The following is a 26,587-nucleotide window of genomic DNA, read 5'->3' as shown; positions in this document are numbered from 1 at the left end:
CGCTGCCATCCGGCGAACTGGCATAAAAAAACCCCGCCGAAGCGGGGTTTGGTGCGTTGCAATGCGATATTAATGACGGGCGCGCACAATCTGATATTTACGTGTCAGATACTCGACTGGCACGCTCCAGATATGTACCAGACGCGAGAACGGGAACAGCAGGAACAGCGTCATGCCTAATACCAGGTGCATGCGGAAAATGAATGCCACGCCATCCAGATACTGAGACGCCCCGCCGTGGAAGGTCACCACTGATTGCGCCCAGTTCACCAGCTTCATCATTTCGCTACCGTCCATATGCTGAGCCGAGAACGGAATGGTCAGCAGGCCCAGCGCACACTGGATAACCAGAACAGACAGCACCAGAATGTCGGCACCCGTGGTCGTTGCACGCACGCGCGGACTGAACAGACGACGTTTCAGCAGCAGCACGCCCCCCACCAGGCACATCACCCCACTGGCACCACCGGCAAACATCGCCATCTTTTGCTTCACTTCAAGCGGTAACCACGCTTCGTACATCCAGTGCGGCGTCAGCATCCCCAGGAAATGACCCGCGAAGATGCCGAGGATCCCAATGTGAAACAGGTTTGACGCAAGGTTCATCCCTTTGCGATCCAGCATCTGGCTGGAAGCCGCACGCCAGGTATACTGACCGTAGTCGTAGCGTAACCAGCTGCCAATCAGAAAGACAGAACCCGCAATATACGGATAGATGTCAAAGAAGAACGTATTCAGGAAGTGCATTAGTTCTGTCCTCCGGTGGTGATGTTCAGGTACTGCGGCGCAACGGCCCCGGCAAAACGACGCTGGTGAGCAGAAATTTCAGACTCACCACATCCCTGGTCGGCAAAGAATTTCACCTGCTCTTCTTCCCAAACAGCATCCAATGCCTGCGGCGTGTCATCACGAACTTCATCCGCAATTTTTTCGGCCACTTTGTCACTGTCAATAGCGGTATTCGCCAGTTTTAACAGCAGATCGAACAGCACCGCGTAACGGCTTTCGCGCTGTTGCAGACGTGCACTGAGCAGCGCCAGAATCGGAGCGATATCCTGCAAGCCACCTAACGCTTCGCTTTTTGGCAACTGTGCAAGGTACTCCAGATACAGCGGCAAGTGGTCAGGCAATTCGCGGCTATCCAGTTGTAGTCCGTGCTGCTCATACTGGGCCATCAGATCAACCATCGCCTGGCCGCGATCGCGGGATTCACCGTGAACATGTTCAAACAGCAGCAGCGACGTCGCACGGCCACGGTCAAACAGTTCGCTATAGCTTGCCTGCGCATCCAGCATGTCCTGCGCAGTTAAATCGCGCAGGAAAACGCCCAGCGTCTGGGCATCCTCTTTGTCCAGGTTTTCAGATGACGCGAGTGCATCGAAAAGTTCCTGCTGATGCTGCCACAAGGCAGCATCCGGGTACTCGAGCAGACGCGAAACAATGACGAGTTCAATCATTGGTGCGGCTCCGTTTTGCTGGTCACATCGACAGCATCGATGCGGCGACTGTTGAACAGATTGAATTTCGTATCAGAACCGTGGCAACCATCACCGAAGGTGAAACCACAACCACTTTTCTCCGGGAATGCTTCACGCGCCAGTTCGCGATGGCTGCTCGGGATCACAAAACGATCTTCATAGTTAGCAATCGCCAGGTAACGATACATCTCTTGCGCCTGAGCTTCGGTCAGCCCGACCTCTTCCAGCGCACGGGTATCAACTTTACCGTCTACGGTTTCTGCGCGTTTGTAGTGACGCATCGCCAGCATACGTTTCAGCGCCCGCAGTACCGGCTGGGTATCACCCGCAGTCAGCAGGTTCGCCAGGTACTGAACCGGGATACGCAGGCTGTCCACGTCTGGCAGAATACCGTTGCTACCCAGCTCACCTGCGTCAGCCGCAGACTGAATTGGTGACAAAGGCGGAACATACCAGACCATCGGCAACGTGCGGTATTCCGGGTGCAGCGGCAGCGCCAGCTTCCAGTCCATCGCCATTTTGTATACCGGCGACTGCTGGGCCGCGTCGATTACGCTCAGCGGAATGCCATCTTTCAGTGCCTGTTCAATCACCGCCGGATCGTTTGGATCGAGGAATACGTCCAGCTGACTCTGATACAGATCTTTCTCGTTCTCGGTGCTGGCAGCGCTTTCGATAGCATCGGCGTCATACAGCAACACGCCGAGGTAACGAATACGACCAACACAGGTTTCAGAACATACCGTCGGTTGGCCCGCTTCGATACGCGGATAGCAGAAGATGCACTTCTCAGATTTACCGCTCTTCCAGTTGAAGTAGATCTTCTTGTACGGACACCCGGTGATGCACATACGCCAGCCGCGGCACTTGTCCTGGTCAATCAGCACGATGCCATCTTCTTCACGTTTGTAGATGGCACCACTTGGGCAGGTCGCCACGCACGCCGGGTTCAGACAGTGCTCGCACAGACGGGGCAGATACATCATGAAGGTATTTTCAAACTGCCCGTACATCGCCTTCTGCATATTTTCGAAGTTCTGGTCTTTCGCCAGCTTCTCAAACTCACCGCCCAGGTCATCTTCCCAGTTCGGACCTTTGGTGATTTTGTCCATACGCTGACCGGTAATCAGCGAGCGCGGACGGGCGATCGGCTGCGCCTTGCTATCTGCGGGCGCGTTGTGCAGTGTCTGGTAGTCGAAATCAAACGGCTCGTAGTAATCATCAATGCCCGGCAGATGCGGGTTAGCAAAGATTTTACCCAGCAGCAGCGCTTTGTTACCCATGCGCGGCACCAGCTTGCCGTTGATTTTACGGACCCAACCGCCCTTCCATTTTTCCTGGTTTTCCCAGTCAGTCGGGAAGCCCGTTCCTGGCTTCGTTTCAACGTTGTTGAACCAGGCATATTCGGCACCTTCACGGCTGGTCCAGACGTTTTTGCAGGTTACTGAACAGGTGTGGCAACCGATGCACTTATCGAGATTCAGCACCATGCCGACTTGTGAACGAATTTTCATTTTACGCTCTCCTGTACCTGGTCATTGCCTTCACCATCCAACCAGTCAATGTTCTTCATCTTACGTACCACAACGAACTCATCACGGTTCGACCCTACGGTGCCGTAGTAGTTAAAGCCGTAGGCCAGATGTGCATAGCCACCGATCATGTGGGTCGGTTTCGGCGTAATACGCGTTACCGAGTTATGGATCCCACCACGCTGCTGGGTAATTTCTGAACCAGGCAGGTTCACAATACGTTCCTGCGCGTGGTACATCATGGTCATCCCGGCCGGCACACGTTGGCTGACAACGGCACGGGCAGTTAAGGCACCGTTGCTGTTGAAAACTTCGATCCAGTCGTTATCTTCGATGCCCAAATCTTTCGCATCGGCTTCACTCATCCACACAATCGGACCGCCGCGACCTAACGTCAGCATCAGCAGGTTGTCACTGTAGGTAGAGTGGATACCCCACTTCTGGTGTGGCGTCAGGAAGTTGAGCGCTTTTTCTGGGTTGCCATTAGACTTCTCGCCCATCACCTCTTTCACCGAACGGGTGTCGATTGGCGGACGATAGACCAGCAGGCTTTCGCCGAAGTCACGCATCCACTGGTGATCCTGATACAACTGCTGGCGACCAGACAGCGTGCGCCATGGGATTAGCTCATGAACGTTGGTGTAACCGGCGTTATAAGAAACGTGTTCATCTTCCAGACCTGACCAGGTCGGGCTGGAGATGATTTTGCGCGGTTGCGCCTGAATATCACGGAAGCGAATTTTCTCGTCTTCTTTGTTCAGTGCCAGATGCGTATGGTCACGGCCGGTAAATTCACTCAGCGCAGCCCAGGCTTTGACGGCGACCTGGCCATTCGTTTCCGGTGCCAGCGTCAGGATCATCTCAGCGGCATCAATGGCTGTATTAAGACAAGGTTGGCCTTTCGCCGGACCTTCTGCCTTGGTGTAATTGAGCTTACGCAGCAGATCCATCTCGCTCTGGGTATTCCAGGCAATCCCTTTACCACCGTTACCGACTTTGTCCATCAACGGGCCGATAGAGGTGAAGCGCTCGTAAGTTGCCGGATAATCACGCTCAACGGTCATGATGTGCGGTGCGGTGACGCCAGGGATCAGGTCGCATTCGCCTTTTTTCCAGTCTTTCACGTCCAGCGGCTGCGCCAGTTCAGCAGCAGAGTCGTGCTGGATAGGCAGTGTCACCACGTCGGTTTCTTTACCAAGGTGACCGACACAAACTTCAGAGAATTTCTTAGCGATAGCTTTGTAGATTTCCCAGTCGCTTTTCGATTCCCAGGCCGGGTCAACAGCAGCAGACAGCGGATGAATAAACGGATGCATATCCGAGGTATTCATGTCGTCTTTTTCATACCAGGTGGCCGTTGGCAGCACGATGTCGGAATACAGGCAGGTGCTCGACAGACGGAAGTCCAGCGTCACCACCAGATCCAGCTTGCCGTCAAGACCATTATCCTGCCATTCCACTTCTTCTGGTTTCACGCCGCCCTGTTTACCCAGATCCAGTCCCTGAATACCGTGCTCAGTACCCAGCAGATACTTCAGCATGTATTCATGGCCTTTACCGGATGAACCCAGCAGATTAGAGCGCCAGATAAACAGGTTACGTGGATGGTTTTTACCGTTTTCTGGTTGTTCTGCCGCAAAGCGAATAGAACCGTCTTTCAGAGATTTAACGGTGTAATCGACGGGTGTCATCCCCGCTTTTTCCGCCTCACGCGCAATGTACAGCGGGTTAGTCCCCAACTGCGGTGCGGACGGCAACCAGCCCATACGCTCGGCGCGCACGTTGAAGTCGATCAGATGACCGCTATAGCGGGATTTATCCGCCATCGGCGACAGCAATTCTTGCGCTGTTACCGTCTCATAGCGCCACTGGCTGGAGTGGTTATAGAAGTAGGACGTACTGTTCATGTGACGCGCAGGACGCTGCCAGTCAAGTGCAAACGCCAGTGGCTGCCAGCCGGTCTGTGGACGCAGTTTTTCCTGGCCCACATAGTGTGCCCAGCCGCCGCCGCTCTGACCGACACAGCCGCAGAAAATTAGCATGTTGATCAGGCCGCGATAGTTCATATCGAGGTGATACCAGTGGTTCAGACCCGCACCGACGATGATCATCGAACGTCCGTGGGTTTTATCGGCGTTATCAGCAAATTCACGGGCAATACGCACAATTTGAGAACGTGAAACACCGGTGATTTTTTCTGCCCACGCAGGGGTATACGCTTTTACGTCATCGTAGCTGGTCGCGCAGTTTTCATCATTCAGACCACGCTCAAGGCCGTAGTTAGCCATAGTCAGATCGTAAACGGTGGTCACCAGCGCCGTAGAGCCATCGGCCAACTGCAGTCGTTTAACCGGCAGTTTATGCAGCAGAACGTTTTCCAGTTCGACTTTATTGAAGTGTTCAGTTCCTTCGCCACCGAAGTACGGGAAACCGACTTCCGCGATGTCATCCTGGCTACCCAGCAGGCTAAGTTGCAGTTCAGTTTCGGCACCAGACGTACCGTCGCGCTGCTCCAGGTTCCATTTACCTTTTTCGCCCCAGCGGAAACCGATTGAACCGTTCGGCGCAACCATCTCGCCGTTGCTGTTAATCGCGACAGTTTTCCATTCCGGGTTGTTTTCCTGGCCCAGAGAATCGACCAAATCCGCCGCACGCAGCATACGACCCGCCGCATAATACCCGTCACGCTCTTCGAGCATCACCAGCATCGGGAAGTCGGTGTAACGACGCACGTAGTCGGTAAAATACTGGCTTGGGTTGTCGAGATGGAACTCACGCAGCATAACGTGGCCCATCGCCAGCGCCATCGCGGCATCAGTCCCCTGCTTCGGTGCCAGCCACAGGTCGCAAAGCTTGGCGATTTCTGCATAGTCCGGCGTAATCGCGACAGTTTTGGTCCCTTTGTAGCGAACTTCTGTGAAGAAGTGCGCATCCGGTGTACGGGTCTGCGGTACGTTAGAACCCCAGGCGATGATGTAGCTGGAGTTGTACCAGTCAGCAGATTCCGGTACGTCAGTCTGCTCGCCCCAGGTCTGCGGAGAGGCAGGCGGCAGGTCGCAGTACCAGTCGTAGAAGCTCAGGCAGGTACCGCCAATCAGTGACAGGTAACGAGCACCGGAAGCATAAGAAACCATCGACATTGCCGGGATCGGAGAGAAACCCGCCACGCGGTCAGGACCATAGGTTTTCACGGTATAGACGTTAGATGCTGCAATCAGTTCGTTGACTTCCTGCCAGGAAGAACGGACAAACCCGCCACGACCACGCGCTTGTTTGAAGCTTTTTGCTTTATCGGCGTCTTCGATGATGGAGGCCCAGGCGTCAACGGGATCGCTGTGCAGTCTTTTCGCTTCACGCCACATCTTCATCAGACGTTTGCGCATCAGCGGATATTTGAGGCGGTTAGCGCTGTAGAGATACCAGGAATAGCTCGCGCCACGCGGGCAGCCGCGAGGTTCGTGGTTTGGCAGATCAGGACGAGTACGCGGGTAGTCAGTTTGCTGGGTTTCCCAGGTTACCAGACCATTTTTCACGTAGATTTTCCAGCTGCATGAGCCGGTGCAGTTTACGCCGTGGGTTGAACGCACGACTTTGTCATGCTGCCAACGCTGGCGGTATCCATCCTCCCAGTCCCTGTTGGTGTTGAGAAGCTGGCCGTGCCCATCGGCAAAGGTTTCGCCCTTCTGTTTGAAGTAGCGAAACCGGTCCAGGAATTTACTCATCGGTTTTCTCCTGTAGGAGCCTGACGGCTCTCTGATAAATCGACATTGCTTGATTGGGAGTGAAGGTAACGCTCTGAAAGGGCGTGATAATTGATAACGATCAAGGCAGACAGGGATGAAAATAGGTGGTTAATTTCCGTATACCCCTTAAGTATGATACTGATATTAAATATAATTTATTGATTTATATATAGATTTCCAAAACAACTTCTCGTGCAAATGTTAAATTCTTTACAAGTGGGTATTAAGGGGTATCCCCCCTGCTTAGCATATTGTGAGCACCGTTCTCACAGGCTGTTGTCATGTCACAATACAAAAGTATGTTGTAACTAATTCAAGGCAAAAAAAAGCGCGGTCTAACACCGCGCAATGGATAATCAACCTACACTTCATCCTTTAAACTGCTTCTGCGTTGGCTGCGCTCGTTCTCCCCAGTCACTCACTTTTCAGTTAGCGCCTGGGGATTTCTCACTTGCCTGCCTTGATGCAGCTCGAAGGATTTTGTGTATACAACTTTTTTATTTTTTAGAATGACGTCCGTATACCACCCAGGTGATAACCACGCAGGCGACATAGAAGATCAGGAACACTTTCATCGCATCAACCGGCGAGCCCGTTAATGCCAAAGACGTACCAAACGCTTTCGGAATAAAGAAGCCGCCAATCGCGCCAATCGCTGAAATAAAGCCCAGCGCCGCTGCTGTGTCAGTCGCTGCCTCACGCATCGCTTTCTCTTCAGAACCGCCTTCCGCTTTCACCCTGTCCATTGTCAGCTTACGGAAGATGACAGAGATCATCTGGAAGGTTGAGCCACTACCCAGACCAGCCGTCAGGAACAGTGCCAGGAATACCGCGAAGAAGGCAATAAAGTTACCACCTACCCCATCGGTTGGCAGGGTCAGGAACAGTAAGGCGCTGAAGACGGCCATCAACACGAAGTTAACCAATGTCACGCGTGTCCCGCCCAGACGGTCGGAGATTGCTCCCCCGGCAGAACGCGCCAGTGCGCCAATCAGCGGGCCAAAGAAGGCATAATGCAGGATCTGCACGTCCGGGAACTGCGTTTTTGACAGCATCGCGAAACCTGCGGAGAAGCCGATAAAGGAGCCGAAGGTTGCCAGATACAGCAGGCTCATAATCCACAGATGCCCGCGTTTCAGCACCGGTAACTGCTCTTTCAGCGACGCTTTAGATGTCGCCAGTTCGTTCATACCAAACCACGCGGCCAGCGTCATCACCGCCAGGAACGGCACCCAAATCCACGCCGCGTTGGCCAGATACAGCTGCGAGCCATCCGGTTGTTCAACGCCGTGGCTGCCAAAAGCGGCGAAGATGGACAAAGAGACCACCAGCGGCGCAACCAACTGCATCACGCTGACGCCCATGTTACCCAAACCACCGTTCAGGCCCAGCGCACCGCCCTGTTTCTGTTTCGGGAAGAAGAAACTGATGTTCGCCATACTGGAGGCAAAGTTTGCCCCGGCAAAACCACACAGCAAAGAGATGATAATAAAGGTACTGAACGGCGTGGTGGTATCCTGCACCGCAAAGCCTAACCACACGCAGGGGATTATCAGGATACCGGTGCTGAATGCCGTCCAGCGACGTCCACCAAACAGGGGAACCATAAAGGAGTACGGTACGCGCAGCAGTGCGCCGGAAACTGAAGGCAATGCCGTCAGCATAAACAGCTGCTCAGTGGTAAAGTTGAAGCCAACCTTCGGTAAGTTCACCGCCACGGCGCTAAATAACATCCATACGCAAAATGCCAGCAGCAGACAAGGGACGGAAATCCACAGGTTGCGGCTGGCAATACGATGACCTCTTTGTTGCCAAAAGGCGGGATCTTCCGGCCGCCATTCTGTAATTACAGATCCAGATGCCCTTTCCGGGGCAGATGAGTGACTCATAGACACCTCTGATACTTGTTTCGATGCCTGCAACATTAGGGTTTACAGCCGGGGGTAAGTTGATATAAATCAAAGGAAAAGGTGTCATTATTAACGCCTAAAATTTATCATTACCCTAAATGAGTACATAACTTCGGTAAAAAAGATGTGGTTTTTCACGCTTCTGTCGCACCCTACTCCCCGACGTTCGGGATCTCTCCCCCCGTCGGCAATTAAGGGGTAGCCCGTTTGAGGTATGGGTATACTCCAGTGTATCGCTGAGAATAGCGGCACTGCCTGCAGCAGAATCGTCATTCAATAAGGTTTTCTGCGCACTGAAAACCCGAAGGAAGAAGTCACATGTTTAAACGTTGTCTTTCCCCGCTTACGCTGGTTAACCAGGTGGCGCTGATTGTTTTACTGTCTACCGCGCTTGGCGTGGCGGGTATGGCTGTCTCCGGTTGGCTGGTACAAGGCATTCAGGGTAGCGCTCACGCAATCAATAAAGCCGGCTCGCTACGTATGCAGAGCTACCGTTTGCTGGCTGCCGTACCGCTGGATGCCAGCGATCAACCGCTGCTGGATGAAATGGAACAAACAGCGTTTAGCCCTGAACTGACTCGTGCCGCAAAACGCGACGGCCAGCAGGCCCAGTTAAAGGCATTGCAGGATTACTGGCACACCGAACTGGCACCAGGGCTTAAACATGCACAAACGGGTGATGCGGTCGCCGACGACGTTTCACGCTTTGTGACCGGACTGGATAAGCTGGTTACCGCCTTTGACCATACCACGGAGTTGCGTATTGAACGCGTCGTTATGCTGCATCGCCTGATGGCAGTATTTATGGCTCTGCTGCTGGTCTTTACGATTATCTGGCTGCGCGTACGTCTGCTGCAGCCGTGGAAACAACTGCTGGCGATGGCGCGCGCCGTCAGCCAGCGTGATTTTACGCAACGTGCGCGTATAAGCGGGCGTAATGAGATGGCGGCACTGGGTTCGGCGCTGAACAATATGTCCGAAGAACTGGCCGAAAGTTACGCCGTACTGGAACAGCGGGTGCAGGAAAAAACGGCAGGTCTGGAACATAAAAACCAGATCCTCTCTTTCCTGTGGCAAGCCAACCGCCGTCTGCACTCACAGATACCGTTGTGTGAGCGGCTTTCACCGGTACTCAATGGGTTGCAAAATTTAACGCTGCTCCACGATATTGAGTTGCGGGTTTATGACCTGGAAGATGAAGACAATCATCAGGAATTTACCTGTCAGTCGAATGCCAGTTGCGATGAAAAAGGTTGTCATCTGTGCCCACGAGGCACGCTGCCCGCCATTGAAGGTGGCATTACGCTGAAATGGCGGCTGACCGATGCGCATACCCAGTACGGTATTCTGCTCGCCACCTTGCCATACGGGCGCCATCTCAGTCACGATCAGCAGCAACTGGTCGATACTCTGGTTGAACAACTCACCGCAACACTGGCGCTGGACAGACACCAGGAACGTCAGCAGCAGTTGATCGTGATGGAAGAGCGTGCCACCATTGCTCGCGAACTCCATGATTCTATTGCACAATCGCTCTCCTGTATGAAGATGCAGGTCAGCTGTTTGCAGATGCAGGGCGACGCGCTCCCGGAAAACAGTCGTGAGTTGCTAAGTCAGATTCGTAACGAGCTGAACGCCTCCTGGGCACAGCTACGTGAATTGTTGACGACCTTCCGTTTGCAGTTGACTGAGCCTGGGTTGCGGCCTGCGCTGGAAGCCAGTTGCCAGGAATACAGCGCTCGCTTTGGTTTTACGGTGAAGCTGGATTATCAGCTGCCGCCGCGCCTGGTCCCTTCACATCAGGCGATCCACCTGTTGCAGATTGCCCGTGAGGCCCTAAGTAATGCGCTTAAACACTCTCAGGCCAATGAAGTGATCGTGACGGTGGTGCAAAATGGCAGACAGGTCAAATTGACCGTTCAAGATAACGGCTGCGGCGTACCGGAAAACGCCGAACGCAGTAACCACTACGGCATGATTATAATGCGCGACCGTGCGCAGAGCTTGCGCGGCGATTGCCGTGTACGCCGTCGAGAGACAGGCGGTACCGAAGTTGCTGTCACTTTTATTCCCGAAACAAACTTCACAGAAGTCCAAGGAGATACCCATGAGTAATCTGGAACCGGCAACCATCCTGTTGATCGACGATCATCCGATGCTGCGCACCGGTGTAAAACAGCTTGTCAGCATGGCGTCCGATATCACCGTGGTCGGCGAAGCCAGTAATGGCGAGCAGGGTATCGAGCTGGCTGAATCCCTTGATCCCGATCTGATCCTGTTAGATCTCAACATGCCGGGTATGAACGGTCTGGAAACGCTTGATAAGCTTCGCGAGAAATCGCTGTCCGGACGCATCGTCGTTTTCAGTGTTTCCAACCATGAAGAAGACGTAGTGACCGCCCTGAAACGCGGTGCTGACGGCTATCTGTTGAAAGACATGGAGCCAGAAGATCTACTGAAAGCGTTGCAACAGGCTGCCGCCGGCGAAATGGTACTGAGTGAAGCATTAACCCCGGTTCTGGCCGCCAGCCTGCGTGCAAACCGTGCGACCTCCGATCGTGATGTGACTCAGTTGACGCCACGTGAACGCGATATTCTTAAGCTCATCGCGCAGGGTCTGCCTAACAAGATGATTGCGCGCCGCCTCGACATCACCGAAAGCACGGTAAAAGTGCATGTGAAGCATATGCTGAAGAAAATGAAGCTTAAATCACGCGTTGAAGCCGCGGTATGGGTGCACCAGGAACGCATCTTCTGATAACGCGAGTATTAACGAGGATCATTTCCCGAAACGGCATTAAACGGTTCGGCCAGTGATAGCGTGATCTCATTGGAAGAGACACGCTGGCCCTGCTCGTCTTCCACAACGACGGAGAGCCGCCAACGGTTGGTTGCTCCTTCACTGCTATCCCACTTCGGCATAATAATCGTCCAGCCCTGCGCACTGCGAGGATGACTCCCGGCCGTTAAACTCAATGCTTGCGTGTCTCCCTGCCATGTCAGATGACGAATGCCGTACTGACTACGCACCTGTAATTTCAGCGCTACCGTCTCGCCGGGTTTCAGATCCCACGGCGGTGTCGTCAGAAATACAGATAAGGTTTTACGCTGGCGATACTCCAGCGTTGGCACGCTATTACGTTGAGGATCGTCATAACGACTCCCGCGCAGCGATCGGCTGCTTGCGACTTCACTCACCATTAACTGTTTTTTTAGCGGAACGCCAAAACGATAATTGAGGGTCAATCCCAGATTATTCTGGCTTATCCCGCTTTCGCCCTGTTTATGCTGCGCGGTCACCGTAATCAACGGCACTGGCGTATAGCTTAGTCCCAGATTTACCGCTACCGGGTTGCGGTAGCCCGTTCCCGAGTGGAAAAGGTCTACCCGATCGCCAAAATATTGCTCGACGCTGACGCTGGTATTGAGATGCTCATAAAAGGGTAGCCGCATCAACGCGGTAAGGTCGTAGCCCCGCGCCATCCTTTGTTCCTGTGTTGAAGAATGATTCTGCCACGAGGAAAACGGCTGGTAGTAGTTCGCAGATAGCCGCAGATACTCTCCCCACGCCTCGGCGCCAAACCCGCCGCGCGGCAGATTCTCATCCAGCAGGTTATCGTAAAAGGTGTTGTAGCCCAGCAACCAACCGTCGCGTACCCAGCGTTGTCCAATCCCCGCATTACTCACCAACCCTTCGTCACGTTGCGTAAGCCCCAACTGACTCCAGGTCAGAAAGCGTTGATTATCCTGCCACGGAATAAACCAGCTTCCCCGACTGCCGGTAAAGCTGCCTTCATTATCCACCTGCAGCCCAACGCTGGCATTCCCCCACGGAGAAAGCCAGGATTCAATCTGTTGATTTACCTGCTCACTGACCGTGTCGCGAACCTGACCAAATGCAAACTGTTTGGCTTGCTCGCCAGTATCAAGTCCGTTATCGATCATGCTAGCTTCACCAAAGGCTTTGACCACTTCAGCAAACTGTTTTTCGCCCGCGCGGGATTCTGGCGCCATACCGAGGTCTGGCAAGCCATCATTGTTGTTATCGAAAGGGTTTTCAGCGCGCTGCATGAAGGAAGACTGCGCACTGGCAGTACCTCCTGCCAGCAGCAAGAGTGTGAATACAGCACAAAAAGCGTGATAATAACGGCTCAAATCGTCAGTTGTTTCTTACATCAATAAATTATGGCGTAGTACTTAACCTAAACCATAACGCCTTCAGCCCTGATTTACAGCCCTTTTCCCCGTTTTCAGGCTATTCTGACCCGGAAAAAAAGGGGTACTTACCGATTTACCCCTCCGTCATTTTCCACAGCAGACAACACGGAGTAACATAGCCGCTGGTAATTATCCCTCCCATTCGACAACAGGAGTCAAAATGCAAAAGATAGTGATCATCGCGAACGGTGCAGCCTATGGAAGCGAGTCGTTATTCAACAGTCTGCGTCTGGCCATCGCTCTGCGCGAGCAGGAGGGCAGCCTCGACCTGCGTCTGTTTTTAATGTCGGATGCCGTCACTGCAGGGCTGCGCGGGCAGAAACCCGCAGAAGGTTATAATATTCAGCAAATGCTGGAAATCCTGACAGCACAAAACGTTCCGGTAAAACTCTGCAAAACCTGTACCGATGGCCGCGGGATCACCGCACTGCCGTTAATTGATGGCGTTGAAGTCGGTACGCTGGTGGAACTGGCTCAGTGGACGCTGGCAGCAGATAAGGTTTTGACCTTCTGATGCCAACCCTTTCAGGCAAGCGTACTGAAAGTGCCGGAAATTTCCCGATTTAATCTCAGATGGGCGCGGTTTCGTTAAACGTAAGCTCGCCCTTTCAACCCTTTTAAGGGATTTTGTCATTTTTGTTTAACCGTTATGCCATTTTTTGATCAAAATCAGCATCCTGCCCCCTCCCCTTTGGTGTTATGCAATGAGTGAAATGTGAACAACATCACGCAGCACTTTCGACAGAAAGTACGTTGTTTTCAAGAACGGGGTGAAAAATGGCATTAGTGAAGGCAAGTTTGAAATTATTTGGTGGCGATACGGTGGTGGTACGCTGTTCGGAGCGTTGTCACATCCATCTGATGAGCGAGAAAAATCACGTCAAAGACACGCAGACCGACATTTTAAGCGTGCAGAATCGTGATAATGCATGGCTGACCGTACCCTATACCGGCGTCTGGAACGTGCTGATCGACAGCCACAGCCAGTCTCTGGAGCATTCAATCAGTTATATTGCAGCCTGATGATGTAATGCCCGAAAGCAGCTACGCTTATCGGGCACACAACAGATAATCCGGCAACGCTTAGGCAAATCCGGGTCGCATGACGCCTTCCGGCAGGTTCTCTCCCAACAATCTTTTGACCGTAATCACCAGATCGTTAAGACAGTCATCCTGCATTCCCAACTTCACCAGTTCCTGTTCCAGCGAGAACAGATATTGCGCGTTGGTTCCCAATGGCCCACTGGCAGAAGCAATAAGCGGCGCGATAACCTGAGCACGGGTATCGGACTCAAACAATGGATGTCGCGGATCCATAATAAAAACCAGCGCACTCACCGTTCGGCCATCATCCAGCGTGAGCTGACACCAGGTTGGAAGATAACATCCGGTGATCATTTCACGCTTCCACAGCAGGGACAGCTCTTGCTCCAGCGATGCATCCGGTAAACGGTATGCCACACCCGTAGTGCGCCCCCCCTCTTTCAGGGCCAACATCCGTCCCGGCTGACACGCCGTTCCTCGCCCTGCCGTCAGGCGCAAACAAAATGCGCGATGCCAGCCGACTAACGTCCCGGTACAGGACTCTTCAAACTCTAACGCCGGGTTCCACATCAACGATCCATAACCAAAGATCCACACCGGTCCATCATCTGGACGGCAGGCAAGCGTGGCGGCCAGTGAGGCTGCCCGTTGTTCCGCCGACCAGAGTAGTGATTCTTCAATATCACCAAATGCCGTCTTACAGTCAGCATTCAATAAAAAATCACGCGTTAACACCTTACACCTCCGCCACTGCGACTTCCCTGCGACAACTTTTTTGACGCCTTCCAGGCTTTTTTACTGCTCATTTTGAAACCAATACCAGGACAATAGGCAATTCACCGACTGCATGCAAGGCAACAAAGGCTCAACGGCACTTTATATCCTCTTTTTATGTCCCGGTATGGCGCGACTGTTAGCATATCATCGTGTGATATTTTGATTGATTCAGAAACCTAACATCTTGTTATTTAAATGCTCTCTAAACAAGACACATCATTTTGTTCGCTTTGATGCAAAAAATGGTCCATGCCGTAAAATTACGTAAAATCAGATCGGAAATACCGAAAGATCTGTTATTTTTTACATTCTTTAATACATTTATAATTATAAGCACCTGCAGAGATGGAGAATTAATGACATGACACATGCACATGAGGCGGTAAAAACCCGCCACAAGGAGACCTCACTCACCTTTCCGATTTTGGCGCTGGTAGTACTGTTCTTTTGGGGGAGCAGTCAGTCACTACCAGTGGTCATCGGCATTAACGCACTAGCCCTTATTGGTATATTAAGTAGCGCATTCAGCGTTGTCCGTCATGCAGACGTATTAGCTCACCGACTTGGTGAACCCTATGGCTCGCTGATTCTCAGCCTTTCGGTGGTTATTCTCGAAGTCAGTTTAATTTCCGCATTAATGGCAACCGGTGACGCCGCGCCCACGCTAATGCGCGATACGCTCTATTCCATCATTATGATCGTCACCGGTGGGCTGGTCGGGTTTTCATTACTGTTGGGTGGCCGCAAATTTGCTACCCAGTATATGAACCTGTTCGGTATTAAGCAGTATTTAATTGCGCTATTCCCGCTGGCCATTATCGTGCTGGTATTCCCGATGGCATTACCGGGAGCGAATTTCACCACCGCGCAGGCACTGCTGGTAGCCTTAATTTCAGCAGCAATGTACGGTGTATTTTTGCTGATCCAGACCAAAACACACCAGAGCCTGTTCATTTACGAGCATGAAGATGAGGGGGACGGCGACGACCCACATCACGGTAAACCTTCAGCGCACAGCAATCTGTGGCACGCCGCCTGGCTTGTGATCCATTTGATTGCCGTTATTGCCGTCACCAAAATGAACGCCAATCCGCTGGAGACGTTACTCACTGAGCTGAATGCACCCGTGGCATTTACCGGTTTCCTGGTGGCGTTGCTTATTCTCTCCCCAGAGGGTTTAGGTGCATTGAAAGCGGTACTGAACAATCAGGTGCAGCGAGCGATGAATTTATTCTTCGGCTCCGTACTTGCCACCATCTCACTGACCGTACCCGTCGTCACACTGATTGCGTGGGCAACAGGGAATGACCTGGTATTCGCGCTGGGCGCACCAGAGATGATTGTCATGGTTTCTTCGCTGGTGCTGTGCCATATCTCCTTCTCCACCGGACGCACCAATGTGCTCAACGGTGCAGCGCATCTGGCACTGTTTATCGCCTACCTGATGACGATATTCGCCTGATAATCAACTCAGGTGCAACCCACGGCCCTTTGCAGGGCCGTTTTTTTATCCATGCTTATTGCTCTGGGTAGACCTGTTGACCATCCACAAACGTTAATAGTGCTTGTGTCTGGTGCAGTTTATCTGCCGCAACGGTCAGAATATCCTGATCCAGAACGGCAAAATCAGCGAGCTTACCAGCGCGTAAACTCCCTCTTTGCTGTTCGGCAAATGCCAGCCAGGCGGCATTTAGCGTATACATTTTTAACGCATCTTCCCGGCTGACCCGGCGTTCCTCATCACGCACAGAGCCGTCGAGTGCTTTCCCCGTCACATGGTATTCAATGGCATGCCACACACCCGCAACGCCTATTCTTGTCGCATCCGTCCCCCCGGCAACGATCACGCCTTGCTCCAGTGCGAGTTGAATGGGGGATGACTGCGCTGCAACGGTTTTACCATTAGCGCGTTCAATGGCGGGAGATTCAAAATACGGCCCCATCTGCACGGAATAGGCTAAACCTAATTGCTTCATCCGGGCTATCGTCTCTGCCGTACCGGTATTTAAATGGGCAATTGACCAGCGAAGCTGGGTAATATCATGCGATTTCGCCACCTCGCTAATGACATCCAAAATCGCGTCTGCGCTATTATCGGTATAAGCATGTATTTCAACGGGGACACCTTCCTGCGCCGCCAGCTGTAACACCTTATATTGTTCATTTTTGGCATCTGGCGATGAACTAAATCCGGATGACATCCGCACGCCATCATTCATTTCCAGCACCAGGCTTTCACCAAAACCTAAGAAGGATATTTTCCCATCATCATGCACTGCCGGACGAAACGCCAGACGCTGTTTAAACCACTCGGCCTCATTACCGGGCGGTGCAGATAAGCGATACCCGACACGCATCCTCATTGGCTGCTGTTGCTGTAATTTAAAGAAATCGCGATAGGCCTGTTCTTGCCCAGCTGAAGGGTCAATAAAACCCACGACGCCCCGTTTATTTAAATAGTGAATAAAGGCGTTGAGGTTTTCTCCTACATTATTATCCTGACTGATCTGAGCGAAAAGTTGGTTAAAACTGCCAATGGTGCCGCGTAATTTCCCCGTGGCAAAACCTTTATCGTTACGCTCTATAACTATCCCGGCGGGGATAGCTGGCGTAGGGCTGTTCAGCTTGAGAGCATCAATAGCATGTTGATTTAACAACGCATAATCATAAAGGCTCTGAACATATGCAGGGTTTGCAGGCAGCGCCTGATTAAGTTCCTGAAGGGTTGGATCTCGCTTTTCGGCAAATTGTTCAGGTATCCATGATCCCACCACGGCCACCCACTGCGCCGCGTTTTTCTCTTCTGCCGATTGCGACAGTTTGCGCAGGGCATCAGGTAACGTTTTGGCATCAAACCAGTAGGTTTCGAATGAGAACGTCCTTCCTGCGCGAATACCATGCAGATGCGCATCAATTAATCCTGGGATCACCGTTTTACCCGCAAGATTAATTTCTCGCGTATTCTGTCCCGACCATTTTTTAATCTCTTCATTATTTCCGACAGCAATAATGTGTTGCCCTTTTACCGCCAGAGCCTGCGCATTTGGCTGTTGTTCGTCCATGGTAATAAGCTGGCCGTTATACAAAATAACATCAGCCTTATCCTGTGCAGAAGCCAAAGAGGATGTCCCCATCAGCATTACAGCCAGTGCCATGTTACGCATCGCAGGAGGGGGCGTTTTGAAGCAAAGGCCCATTTTACTCATCATGTTTATCTTCCTTTTGTGTGCAAAACTAATCAGGAAACCTGTGCCGAAACGCAAGGCTGGCAAGTTGCGCGCTGGATACCAGTCGTTCAAGCGAGTGTCCGCAACGCGCTTTTCCTGACAAACCCAGCATCGTGGTACAGACGTAATCGGTCATACTTTTCGCCTCTGCGGGGTAACGCTGGGCAATAAAGTTATGGATCTTATTTTCAGCAATCGAGTAGAACGCGCGGGCGGCATTGCGTGCCTGTGGATCATTGCAATGTGTTCCTTCCAGCACTAAACATCCTGTCGCATCAGGATCGGCAGCGTAATGACGAGCCGCCTCCTCAAGCAGCGTAGCCAGACAGTCAGCAACGGGCCTGTCGGCACGTAAAATATCGTCAAAAGGGATCGCGTCGGTTTGCACGTAACGCCTCAATACTCGCTGATAAAGGCCGAGTTTATTCCCGAAAGCCGCGTAGAAACTGGGAGGTTTGATACCCAGAACCTGAGTGACATCCGCCACGCTAACGGTATCGTAGCCGTGGGCGTGAAATAATCGTTGCACCGTCGCAACCGCCTGTTCCGGGTCAAAATTACGCGGTCGCCCCGGCGCACGCGAACATTCTGTAGTGATCATTATAAATCCATTGACAGAAAACCATGCGGCTATTATATATCGATCACTACATAATTGTTCAAGGAGTATCTGATGTCTTCATTCAAGGGTAAATCGGTGCTGGTTCTCGGTGGTAGTCGTGGGATCGGCGCGGCAATTGTACGCCGCTTTGCCGCGGAGGGGGCATCCGTCACCTTCACATATTCCGGCTCTCCTGACGCCGCCAAAGCGCTGGCCGATGAGACTGGCACCCGCACGGCGCAAACCGACAGTGCCAGACGCGAGGACGTTATCGCACGAGTGCGGGAAAGTGGCCCGTTAGATGTGCTGGTCGTTAACGCTGGAATTATCCTGTTCGGCGACGCGCTGGATCAGGACCCTGATGAAGTTGAACGTCTTTTCCGCATTAATATTCACGCCCCCTACTACGCCGCGGTGGAGGCTGCACGCCAGATGCCTGAGGGTGGACGAATCATCATTATCGGTTCAGTAAACGGTGACCGTATGCCCATCGCCGGTATGGCTTCTTATGCGTTAAGCAAGTCGGCACTACAAGGAATGGCAAGAGGGTTGGCTCGTGATTTTGGTCCACGTGGTATTACGGTGAACGTTGTACAACCCGGCCCAATTGATACCGATGCCAATCCGGCAGAAGGTCCGTTGAAAGAGCTGATGCACAGCTTTATGGCGCTAAAACGACATGGGCGACCGGAAGAAGTTGCCGGAATGGTTGCCTGGCTTGCTGGCCCTGAAGCAGGGTTTGTGACAGGCGCAATGCATACTATTGACGGCGCGTTTGGCGCCTGACGGGAATAACAGGCCGGAGGAATACCCCCCGGCCTGTTCAACGCTCTTAGTTTTCAGTGTCCAGCTCATCGAAGCTTTTCACCAGATCATCGATTGCTTTAATCTGCGTGAGGAACTGTTCCAGTTTCGCCAACGGCAGCGCGGACGGACCGTCGCATTTGGCATGGGCTGGATCCGGGTGCGCTTCAATAAACAGACCCGCCAGGCCTACCGCCATACCGGCGCGAGCCAGTTCGGTAACCTGTGCACGACGACCGCCGCTTGCTGCGCCAAACGGATCGCGGCACTGCAGCGCGTGGGTGACGTCAAAAATCACCGGAGAGTTACCGGAAACTTTCTTCATCACGCTAAAGCCCAGCATATCGACGACCAGGTTGTCATAACCAAAGTTCGCACCACGGTCGCACAGGATAACCTTGTCGTTACCGCCTTCATGGAATTTATCCACGATATTGCCCATCTGGCCCGGGCTCACGAATTGCGGTTTTTTCACGTTAATAACAGCGCCCGTTTTCGCCATCGCTTCGACCAGATCGGTCTGACGCGCAAGGAATGCCGGAAGCTGAATCACATCCACCACATCGGCAACAGGCTGTGCCTGGCTGGCTTCATGAACGTCGGTGATCACTTTTACGCCAAACGTCTGCTTCAGTTCCTGGAAGATTTTCATCCCTTCTTCAAGGCCTGGCCCACGGTAAGAGTGGATGGAAGAACGGTTGGCTTTATCAAAGGAGGCTTTGAACACGTAAGGGATACCCAGTTTTTGAGTAACGGTTACGTAGTGCTCACAAATGCGCATCGCCAGATCGCGGGATTCCAGCACGTTCATTCCGCCAAACAGCACGAACGGCAGGTCATTTGCCACGTTGATGTCGCCAATGCTAACCACTTTTTGTTTCATAGGATCGCCTTAAACGGTAGGTAAAGTGTTATTAATCAATGCAATACAATTTGCTTGTGCGAAATAGTATTAATCTGCGCACGGATCATTTCGCTGATCGGGTCTTCCGGACACTGCTCAACGAAATAACTTAAATCTGTCAGCGCAACATGTTCACATTCCAGTTGCGCGTAAATCAATCCGCGATCGCGTATTTCATACGGATCCTCAGGATTAAACTGCAGTAATGCTTCGCTGGCTCGCAGCGCCAGTTCCATTTGCCGCTCTTCCATTAGCGAAGATTTCAGCGTGTCGAGCAGTTTGCGGATCACTTCCGCGTTATCCGCTTCGTCAAGGTCCTCGTTGAACAGTTCGGCAACCGGGCTAATGTTACCCTTCAGCCACACTTCCAGCGTGTGTTCATTTAACGTTTCGCCATTGAACGGGTTGATCAACCACATTTCACCTTCCAGCGATTCAATACGCAGGATCAGCTGCGTCGGGAAAATCACCGGAACCAACGGCAGATCCAGTCGGTTAGCAATCCACAACAAGATGGCACCGAGTGAAACCGCACTGCCCTGACGATTTTTCAGGACCTGGTCGAGCCATAGTGCATCAGAAAGACGGTAGACGCCGTGGGTGTCCGTAAACCCCCATTCGCCATAAAAAAGTGCCAGCAGTTTTTCCAGTTGCTCATCCTGAGACAGGAGCTGGCTAATTTCTTCTTGCGCCTGACTCACCAGACGTTCCAGTTCGTCGTAGACAGTTTGTGTTGGAAAATCCAGACGGATTGACTCCGACGCCAGGATCATCCCATCACACAACGGCGCTTTATTAAATTCGAAATCAGCTAACGACCTCATGACTTACCCCAGTAACGGTATTTTTGTGGTGGCGAGTTTAATGATGATGTACAGCACCACCAGCGCCAGCGGAAATGCGATTAGTCGCGCCTGCTGGCTGCGCGCCCGACGGTAATCGAGCGCAATAAAACCCAAAACGATGTAAATGATAACCCCAAACAGCTTTTCAGTCAGCCATGTCCCCTGTTCGGTGAATGGCAGGATGTGCGTTTTAGCGATCAACGCCACGCCGCTGAGCAGTAAAACGGTATCAATGATCGGTGGCAGAATACGCGTCCAGCGCGCCGATGCAAGGCGTGCATTGGTAGAACGCCACCAAAAACGCAACGTGAATAGCCCGACAGAAAGCACGATGCTAACGAGATGAATAGTGAGTAGCGTGCTGAACGTATTCATGATGGGATGCGCCCGAGCGTAACCCGCTCGTTGCCGCCATAGTCACGACAGGTTTCAACCGCCTGGTAACCTGCGCGGGTAAACGCATCGCGCACCGCCTCACCCTGCTGCCAGCCATGTTCCAGCAACAGATAACCGCCCGCACTCAACACACGGCGGGACTGATCGATGATAAGTATGATATCCGCCAGACCGCTCGCGCCCGCGACCAGCGCCGACAGTGGCTCAAAGCGCACATCGCCCTGCGCCAGATGCGGGTCCTGCTCATCGATGTACGGCGGATTACTGACGATCATCTCAAACTGTTGCCCCGACAAGGCGCTGAACCAGTTGCTTTGCAACACACGCACATTGTCGATGGCCAGATTCAGTCGATTGCGGTTTGCCAGGTCGACGGCATCCGGCATGCGGTCAACTGCTGTCACCGTGCAATCCGGACGCTCAGACGCCAGCGCCAGCGCGATGGCGCCAGTACCAGTGCCCAGGTCAAGAATACGGCACGGCGAAGCAGGCAAACGCGCCAGTGCCTGTTCAACCAGGCACTCGGTATCCGGACGCGGAATGAGCGTGGCGGGTGAAACAAACAGCGGCAGCGACCAGAATTCACGAACACCGGTTAAGTGCGCGACGGGCTCCCCCCGCTGACGGCGTACCACCAACGCGTTCAGCTGTTCACACTGCTCGTCGGTTAATTGCGTTTCGCCAAAAGCCAGAATATAGGTTCGCCCTTTGCCTGTGACAAACTCAAGTATGATCTCGGCATCACGGCGCGGGCTTTCGCTTGCCTGTAATTGGCTGATGGCTTCACGCAGCCAGTGCTGATAGTCCATTAATCTTGCTCGGACAACGCCGCCAACTGGTCGGCCTGGTATTCCTGGACAATCGGCTCAATAAGCATATCCAGTTTACCTTCCATCGCTTCATCCAGACGGTAAAGCGTCAGGTTGATGCGGTGATCGGTCACACGCCCCTGCGGGAAGTTATAGGTACGGTTGCGATCGCTACGATCGCCGCTGCCCAACAGGTTGCGACGCTCAGAGGCTTCCGCCTGCTGACGTCTGGCCACTTCGGCGGCACGAATACGCGCGCCCAGCACCGACATCGCTTTCGCTTTGTTTTTATGCTGCGAACGTTCGTCCTGACACTCCACCACGATACCGGTTGGCAAGTGGGTGATACGGATTGCGGAGTCGGTGGTGTTAACGTGCTGACCCCCTGCCCCCGATGACCGGAAAGTATCAATACGCAGATCGGCTGGGTTGATATCCGGCAGTTCTGCTTCCGGCAGTTCCGGCATTACCGCGACCGTACAGGCCGAAGTATGGATACGTCCCTGAGATTCGGTCGCCGGCACACGCTGCACGCGATGACCGCCGGACTCGAATTTCAGTCGACCATACACGCCATCACCGCTGACTTTGGCAATAATTTCTTTGTAGCCACCATGTTCGCCTTCGTTGGCGCTCATGATCTCTACCCGCCAGCGACGCGATTCAGCGTAACGGCTGTACATGCGGAACAAATCGCCCGCAAACAGGGCAGCTTCATCACCACCGGTTCCCGCACGCACTTCGAGGAAGGCGTTACGTTCATCATCAGGATCGGTTGGCAGCAGCAAAACCTGCAGATGCTGTTCCAGTTGTTCACATTTTTCTTTTGCTTCGCGCAGTTCATCCTGCGCCATTTCACGCATTTCAGGATCGTCGAGCATCATCTGTGCCGTTTCGATATCTTCCTGAACCTGTTGCCAGTCCGTAAAACAACGGGAAACATCACTTAATTGCGCATATTCGCGCGACAATGCACGAAAACGTTCCTGGTCTGCGATAGTTCCCGCATCACCGAGCAGCGCCTGAACTTCTTCATGGCGTTCATGCAGGGCTTCCAGTTTGGCAACGATAGAAGGCTTCATAGGCGTAAATGCACCCTGTAAAAAATGAGATTGGTGTACCGCTACTCCAGCCCGAGGCTGTCGCGCAGAATATTCAGGCGTTCACTGTCCCCGTCACGGGCGGCCTGTTGAAGTGATTTGGTTGGTGCGTGGATCAGGCGGTTAGTCAGTTTCCACGCCAGGTCCTGCATAATGGCTTGCGCATCACCGCCCTGTTCCAGAGCAGCCAACGCTTTGGCGGTCAGTTCATCACGGATTTGTTCAGACTGACTGCGATAATCGCGGATGGTCTCGCTTGCGCTTTGTGCTCGCAGCCAGGCCATAAACTCGCTGGTTTCCTGCGCCACGATGGTTTCCGCTTCCACGGCGGCCGCTTTGCGCTGCGCCAGGTTATGCGAAATGATGCTTTGCAGGTCGTCAACACTGTACAAATAGGCGTTGGACAGTTTGCCCACTTCCGGTTCAACGTCGCGTGGTACCGCAATATCGACCAGCAGCATAGGCTGATTACGGCGATTTTTTAGCGCACGTTCGACCATCCCCTTGCCAATAATAGGCAGCGGGCTGGCGGTAGAACTGATAATAATATCGGCATCCTGTAAGCGGGCATCAATATCGCTCAGAGAAATCACCTCGGCGCCGACTTCATCGGCCAACACCTGCGCACGCTCACGTGTGCGGTTAGCGATGATCATCTTCTTCACTTTGTGTTCACGCAGATGTCGAGCCACCAGCTCGATGGTCTCGCCGGCACCCACTAACAGCACGGTTACCGTGGAAAGGGATTCAAAGATCTGACGCGCCAGCGTACAGGCAGCAAAGGCGACGGACACCGCGCTGGCGCCGATATCCGTTTCTGTGCGTACACGTTTCGCAACGGAGAATGATTTCTGGAACATACGCTCCAGCGCACTGGCATTCAGGTGACCTTTTTGCGAATCCGCAAACGCTTTTTTCACCTGCCCCAGAATTTGTGGTTCACCGAGCACCAGTGAATCCAGACCACTGGCAACGCGCATCAGATGGCTGACGGCATCGTTGTCCTGGTGCCAGTACAGGCTACTGCGCAGGTCTTCTTCATTGAGGTTATGGTATTCACACAGCCAGCGAACCAGCGCTTCCTGCAGGTTATCCTGCTCTTCAACGCTAAGATACAGCTCCGTGCGGTTACACGTCGACAGCACTACCCCGCCCTGCACCATTGGCTGCGCAAGCAGGCTGTCCAGCGCCTGATCGAGCGTGTCCGGCGAAAACGTTACGCGTTCTCGCAGCGATACAGGTGCCGTTTTATGGTTAATACCAAGCGCTAAAAGGGTCATGTGTGCGGGAATAGTACCAGCGTTGATAAGGTTAGACTGCGTGCATCATACAGGATGCGTGCGGCCAATAAAAGAGACTGCCCCCTTTTGGAGTAATAGCTTACGGTTTAAATTAAGATAACGTGACCGTAGACGATATTCACGGTCGGCGCTAGCATTAAGGGTTATAACTGCAACCGCTGGCATTATTTTTCCGGATGGCGAAAAACGCGTCTTTTCCGACCTGCGGATTCAGTTTGTAGGCCTGATAAGCGCCGCGCCATCAGGCAATTAATGCACCGTATTACAAGGATTTGTCATCATTATGACCCTGCCTGATTTTCGCCTGATCCGTCTGCTGCCGCTGGCGGCCCTGGTTCTTACCGCCTGTACGCTCAACGCGCCGAAAGGTCCCGGCAAAAGCCCCGACTCGCCGCAGTGGCGTCAGCACCAGCAGGAAGTGCGCGCACTGAACCAATATCAGACACGCGGTGCGTTTGCCTATATTTCCGACCAGCAGAAAGTGTATGCCCGCTTTTTCTGGCAGCAAACTGGCCAGGATCGCTATCGTCTTCTGCTGACCAATCCGTTGGGTAGTACCGAACTGGAACTGAACGCGCAACCCGGCAACGTGGAACTCGTCGACAACAAAGGGAAGCACTACACCGCTGACGACGCTGAAGAAATGATCGGCAAACTGACCGGGATGCCCATCCCGCTGAACAGCCTGCGCCAGTGGATCCTTGGTCTGCCGGGTGACGCCACCGATTACAAACTCGACGATCAATACCGCCTGAGCGAAGTGAATTACAGTAAAGACGGTAAAAGCTGGAAAGTCGTGTACAGCGCCTACGACAGTAAAACGCAGCCAGCGATGCCGGCAAATATGGAGCTGTCCGACGGCGACCAGCGCATTAAGCTGAAAATGGATAACTGGATTGTGAAATGATGACCCACTGGCCCTCTCCGGCGAAACTGAATCTGTTTTTATACATCACCGGACAACGTGCGGATGGTTATCACACGCTTCAAACGCTGTTCCAGTTTCTCGATTATGGCGACGAGATGAGTATCAACGTACGCAGCGACGGTGAAATTCACCTGTTAACGCCCGTTGATGGCGTTGAGCATGAAGACAACCTGATTGTGCGCGCCGCCCGTCTGCTCATGAAAACCGCCGCGGAACGCGGTCGCCTGCCTGCCGGCAGCGGCGCAGACATCAGCATTCTCAAGCGTCTGCCGATGGGCGGTGGTCTGGGCGGTGGCTCATCGAATGCCGCCACCGTTTTAGTGGCACTGAATCATCTGTGGCAGTGTGGGTTATCTGTAGATGAACTGGCAATAATGGGCTTAACGCTGGGTGCTGACGTACCGGTATTCGTACGCGGTCACGCAGCCTTTGCTGAAGGCGTAGGAGAAATCCTGACGCCGGTCAATCCAGCAGAAAAGTGGTACCTGGTCGCCCATCCGGGAGTCAGTATTCCAACGCCGCTGATTTTTAACGATCCTGACCTCCCGCGTAACACGCCAAAAAGGTCAATAGAAACGTTACTAAAATGTGAATTCGGCAATGATTGCGAGGTTATCGCAAGAAAACGTTTTCGCGAGGTTGATGCAGCGCTTTCCTGGCTGTTAGAATACGCGCCGTCGCGCCTGACTGGTACAGGGGCTTGTGTCTTTGCTGAATTTGACACAGAGTCCCGTGCTCGCCAGGTGCTTGAGCAAGCCCCGGATTGGCTCAAAGGCTTTGTGGCGAAAGGTGTAAACCTCTCCCCATTGCACAGAGCGCTACTCTAAATCATTTGGGTTTCAGGAAGATGGCGAGATGACGAATCGCCAGACATATACAAAAGTATGTGACTGGGGTGGGAAATTGATGCCAGCACAAATGAAACGTGAATGATGACGAGTAAGCCGGGCAAGCTGAGTTGCGGTGACAA

At 52.9% G+C, this 26,587-nt stretch carries 23 protein-coding genes; 8 read left to right on the top strand and 15 right to left on the bottom strand.

Translation table 11 applies throughout. The annotated features are described in order from the left end of the window. Window positions 1–69 precede the first annotated feature (69 nt). The 5 genes from narI to HV261_RS13365 all read right to left on the bottom strand — a co-directional run bounded on the left by narI (window position 70) and on the right by HV261_RS13365 (window position 8,642). A complete protein-coding gene (narI, locus tag HV261_RS13385; RefSeq protein WP_045443634.1) occupies window positions 70–747 on the bottom strand; it encodes a respiratory nitrate reductase subunit gamma in 678 nt (225 codons plus the stop codon). Beyond that, window positions 747–1,457, bottom strand: coding sequence for a nitrate reductase molybdenum cofactor assembly chaperone (gene narJ / locus HV261_RS13380; protein WP_202038497.1), 711 nt, complete (start codon window positions 1,455–1,457; stop codon window positions 747–749). Before narJ ends, narI begins: the two co-directional genes overlap by 1 nt. After that, window positions 1,454–2,992 (bottom strand): nitrate reductase subunit beta, encoded by a 1,539-nt coding sequence (gene narH, locus HV261_RS13375; protein ID WP_202038496.1) that lies wholly within the window; start codon window positions 2,990–2,992, stop codon window positions 1,454–1,456. Before narH ends, narJ begins: the two co-directional genes overlap by 4 nt. Then, a complete protein-coding gene (locus HV261_RS13370; protein WP_137381695.1) occupies window positions 2,989–6,732 on the bottom strand; it encodes a nitrate reductase subunit alpha in 3,744 nt (1,247 codons plus the stop codon). The genes narH and HV261_RS13370 overlap by 4 nt, the downstream gene beginning before the upstream one ends. 518 nt (window positions 6,733–7,250) lie before the next feature. Next, a complete protein-coding gene (locus HV261_RS13365; RefSeq protein WP_137381694.1) occupies window positions 7,251–8,642 on the bottom strand; it encodes a NarK family nitrate/nitrite MFS transporter in 1,392 nt (463 codons plus the stop codon). Between the two features lie 339 nt (window positions 8,643–8,981). On the opposite strand from HV261_RS13365, the gene narX reads away from it, so the two are divergent. Beyond that, a complete protein-coding gene (gene narX / locus HV261_RS13360) occupies window positions 8,982–10,778 on the top strand; it encodes a nitrate/nitrite two-component system sensor histidine kinase NarX (RefSeq protein ID WP_202038495.1) in 1,797 nt (598 codons plus the stop codon). Continuing rightward, complete coding sequence (narL, locus tag HV261_RS13355; protein WP_061068018.1) at window positions 10,771–11,421, top strand: two-component system response regulator NarL; 651 nt, start codon at window positions 10,771–10,773, stop codon at window positions 11,419–11,421. The genes narX and narL overlap by 8 nt, the downstream gene beginning before the upstream one ends. An 11-nt stretch (window positions 11,422–11,432) precedes the next feature. On the opposite strand, the gene HV261_RS13350 is transcribed toward narL, so the two are convergent. After that, window positions 11,433–12,818 carry a YchO/YchP family invasin gene (locus tag HV261_RS13350; RefSeq protein ID WP_202038494.1) on the bottom strand — a complete coding sequence of 462 codons (1,386 nt, stop codon included), beginning with the start codon at window positions 12,816–12,818 and terminating at the stop codon, window positions 11,433–11,435. 223 nt (window positions 12,819–13,041) lie between these two features. On the opposite strand from HV261_RS13350, the gene HV261_RS13345 reads away from it, so the two are divergent. Together HV261_RS13345 and HV261_RS13340 are read left to right on the top strand one after the other, a co-directional pair. After that, window positions 13,042–13,395, top strand: a complete 354-nt coding sequence (locus HV261_RS13345; protein ID WP_137381691.1) for a DsrE/DsrF/TusD sulfur relay family protein — start codon at window positions 13,042–13,044, stop codon at window positions 13,393–13,395. A gap of 263 nt (window positions 13,396–13,658) precedes the next feature. After that, window positions 13,659–13,904 carry a DUF1883 domain-containing protein gene (locus HV261_RS13340; protein ID WP_042318612.1) on the top strand — a complete coding sequence of 82 codons (246 nt, stop codon included), beginning with the start codon at window positions 13,659–13,661 and terminating at the stop codon, window positions 13,902–13,904. A 60-nt stretch (window positions 13,905–13,964) separates the two neighbouring features. Here HV261_RS13340 and HV261_RS13335 read toward each other — a convergent pair whose 3' ends face one another. Further along, window positions 13,965–14,660, bottom strand: a complete 696-nt coding sequence (locus HV261_RS13335; RefSeq protein WP_101743259.1) for a gamma-glutamylcyclotransferase — start codon at window positions 14,658–14,660, stop codon at window positions 13,965–13,967. Window positions 14,661–15,063: 403 nt separating this feature from the next. Here HV261_RS13335 and chaA point away from each other — a divergent pair, with 403 nt between their 5' ends. After that, window positions 15,064–16,164 carry a sodium-potassium/proton antiporter ChaA gene (gene chaA, locus HV261_RS13330; protein ID WP_202038493.1) on the top strand — a complete coding sequence of 367 codons (1,101 nt, stop codon included), beginning with the start codon at window positions 15,064–15,066 and terminating at the stop codon, window positions 16,162–16,164. Between the two features lie 55 nt (window positions 16,165–16,219). Here chaA and HV261_RS13325 read toward each other — a convergent pair whose 3' ends face one another. Continuing rightward, the gene (locus tag HV261_RS13325) at window positions 16,220–17,911 is read right to left on the bottom strand and encodes an amidohydrolase (RefSeq protein ID WP_202038492.1); all 1,692 of its coding nucleotides are present in this window, start codon (window positions 17,909–17,911) and stop codon (window positions 16,220–16,222) included. 25 nt (window positions 17,912–17,936) lie between these two features. Beyond that, window positions 17,937–18,530 (bottom strand): TetR/AcrR family transcriptional regulator, encoded by a 594-nt coding sequence (locus HV261_RS13320; RefSeq protein ID WP_202038491.1) that lies wholly within the window; start codon window positions 18,528–18,530, stop codon window positions 17,937–17,939. A gap of 72 nt (window positions 18,531–18,602) precedes the next feature. On the opposite strand from HV261_RS13320, the gene bdcA reads away from it, so the two are divergent. Continuing rightward, window positions 18,603–19,316: an SDR family oxidoreductase gene (bdcA, locus tag HV261_RS13315; protein WP_137381688.1), complete on the top strand. Its 714-nt coding sequence runs from the start codon at window positions 18,603–18,605 to the stop codon at window positions 19,314–19,316. A gap of 46 nt (window positions 19,317–19,362) precedes the next feature. On the opposite strand, the gene kdsA is transcribed toward bdcA, so the two are convergent. Genes kdsA through hemA form a run of 6 tightly spaced genes read right to left on the bottom strand, consistent with a single transcriptional unit; the run spans window position 19,363 to window position 24,668 of the window. Continuing rightward, a complete protein-coding gene (kdsA, locus tag HV261_RS13310; protein ID WP_048211463.1) occupies window positions 19,363–20,217 on the bottom strand; it encodes a 3-deoxy-8-phosphooctulonate synthase in 855 nt (284 codons plus the stop codon). A gap of 35 nt (window positions 20,218–20,252) precedes the next feature. Next, the gene (gene sirB1 / locus HV261_RS13305; protein ID WP_202038490.1) at window positions 20,253–21,062 is read right to left on the bottom strand and encodes an invasion regulator SirB1; all 810 of its coding nucleotides are present in this window, start codon (window positions 21,060–21,062) and stop codon (window positions 20,253–20,255) included. 3 nt (window positions 21,063–21,065) lie between these two features. Continuing rightward, window positions 21,066–21,458, bottom strand: coding sequence for an invasion regulator SirB2 (gene sirB2, locus HV261_RS13300; protein ID WP_202038489.1), 393 nt, complete (start codon window positions 21,456–21,458; stop codon window positions 21,066–21,068). Continuing rightward, window positions 21,455–22,288 carry a peptide chain release factor N(5)-glutamine methyltransferase gene (prmC, locus tag HV261_RS13295; protein ID WP_202038488.1) on the bottom strand — a complete coding sequence of 278 codons (834 nt, stop codon included), beginning with the start codon at window positions 22,286–22,288 and terminating at the stop codon, window positions 21,455–21,457. Before prmC ends, sirB2 begins: the two co-directional genes overlap by 4 nt. Further along, window positions 22,288–23,370, bottom strand: a complete 1,083-nt coding sequence (prfA, locus tag HV261_RS13290) for a peptide chain release factor 1 (protein WP_061068026.1) — start codon at window positions 23,368–23,370, stop codon at window positions 22,288–22,290. Before prfA ends, prmC begins: the two co-directional genes overlap by 1 nt. Before the next feature lie 41 nt (window positions 23,371–23,411). Continuing rightward, window positions 23,412–24,668, bottom strand: coding sequence for a glutamyl-tRNA reductase (gene hemA, locus HV261_RS13285; protein WP_202038487.1), 1,257 nt, complete (start codon window positions 24,666–24,668; stop codon window positions 23,412–23,414). Window positions 24,669–24,972: 304 nt separating this feature from the next. Here hemA and lolB point away from each other — a divergent pair, with 304 nt between their 5' ends. Both lolB and ispE read left to right on the top strand, forming a co-directional pair. Beyond that, window positions 24,973–25,596, top strand: a complete 624-nt coding sequence (gene lolB, locus HV261_RS13280) for a lipoprotein insertase outer membrane protein LolB (RefSeq protein WP_202038486.1) — start codon at window positions 24,973–24,975, stop codon at window positions 25,594–25,596. Further along, window positions 25,593–26,444: a 4-(cytidine 5'-diphospho)-2-C-methyl-D-erythritol kinase gene (gene ispE / locus HV261_RS13275; RefSeq protein ID WP_202038485.1), complete on the top strand. Its 852-nt coding sequence runs from the start codon at window positions 25,593–25,595 to the stop codon at window positions 26,442–26,444. The genes lolB and ispE overlap by 4 nt, the downstream gene beginning before the upstream one ends. Window positions 26,445–26,587 lie beyond the last annotated feature (143 nt).

It is taken from the genome of Citrobacter sp. RHBSTW-00671 (genome assembly GCF_014103415.1).
Lineage (GTDB): Bacteria > Pseudomonadota > Gammaproteobacteria > Enterobacterales > Enterobacteriaceae > Citrobacter.
The sequence above is the reverse complement of the archived record's forward strand: the minus strand, read 5'-3'. Positions and strand labels throughout refer to the sequence as shown.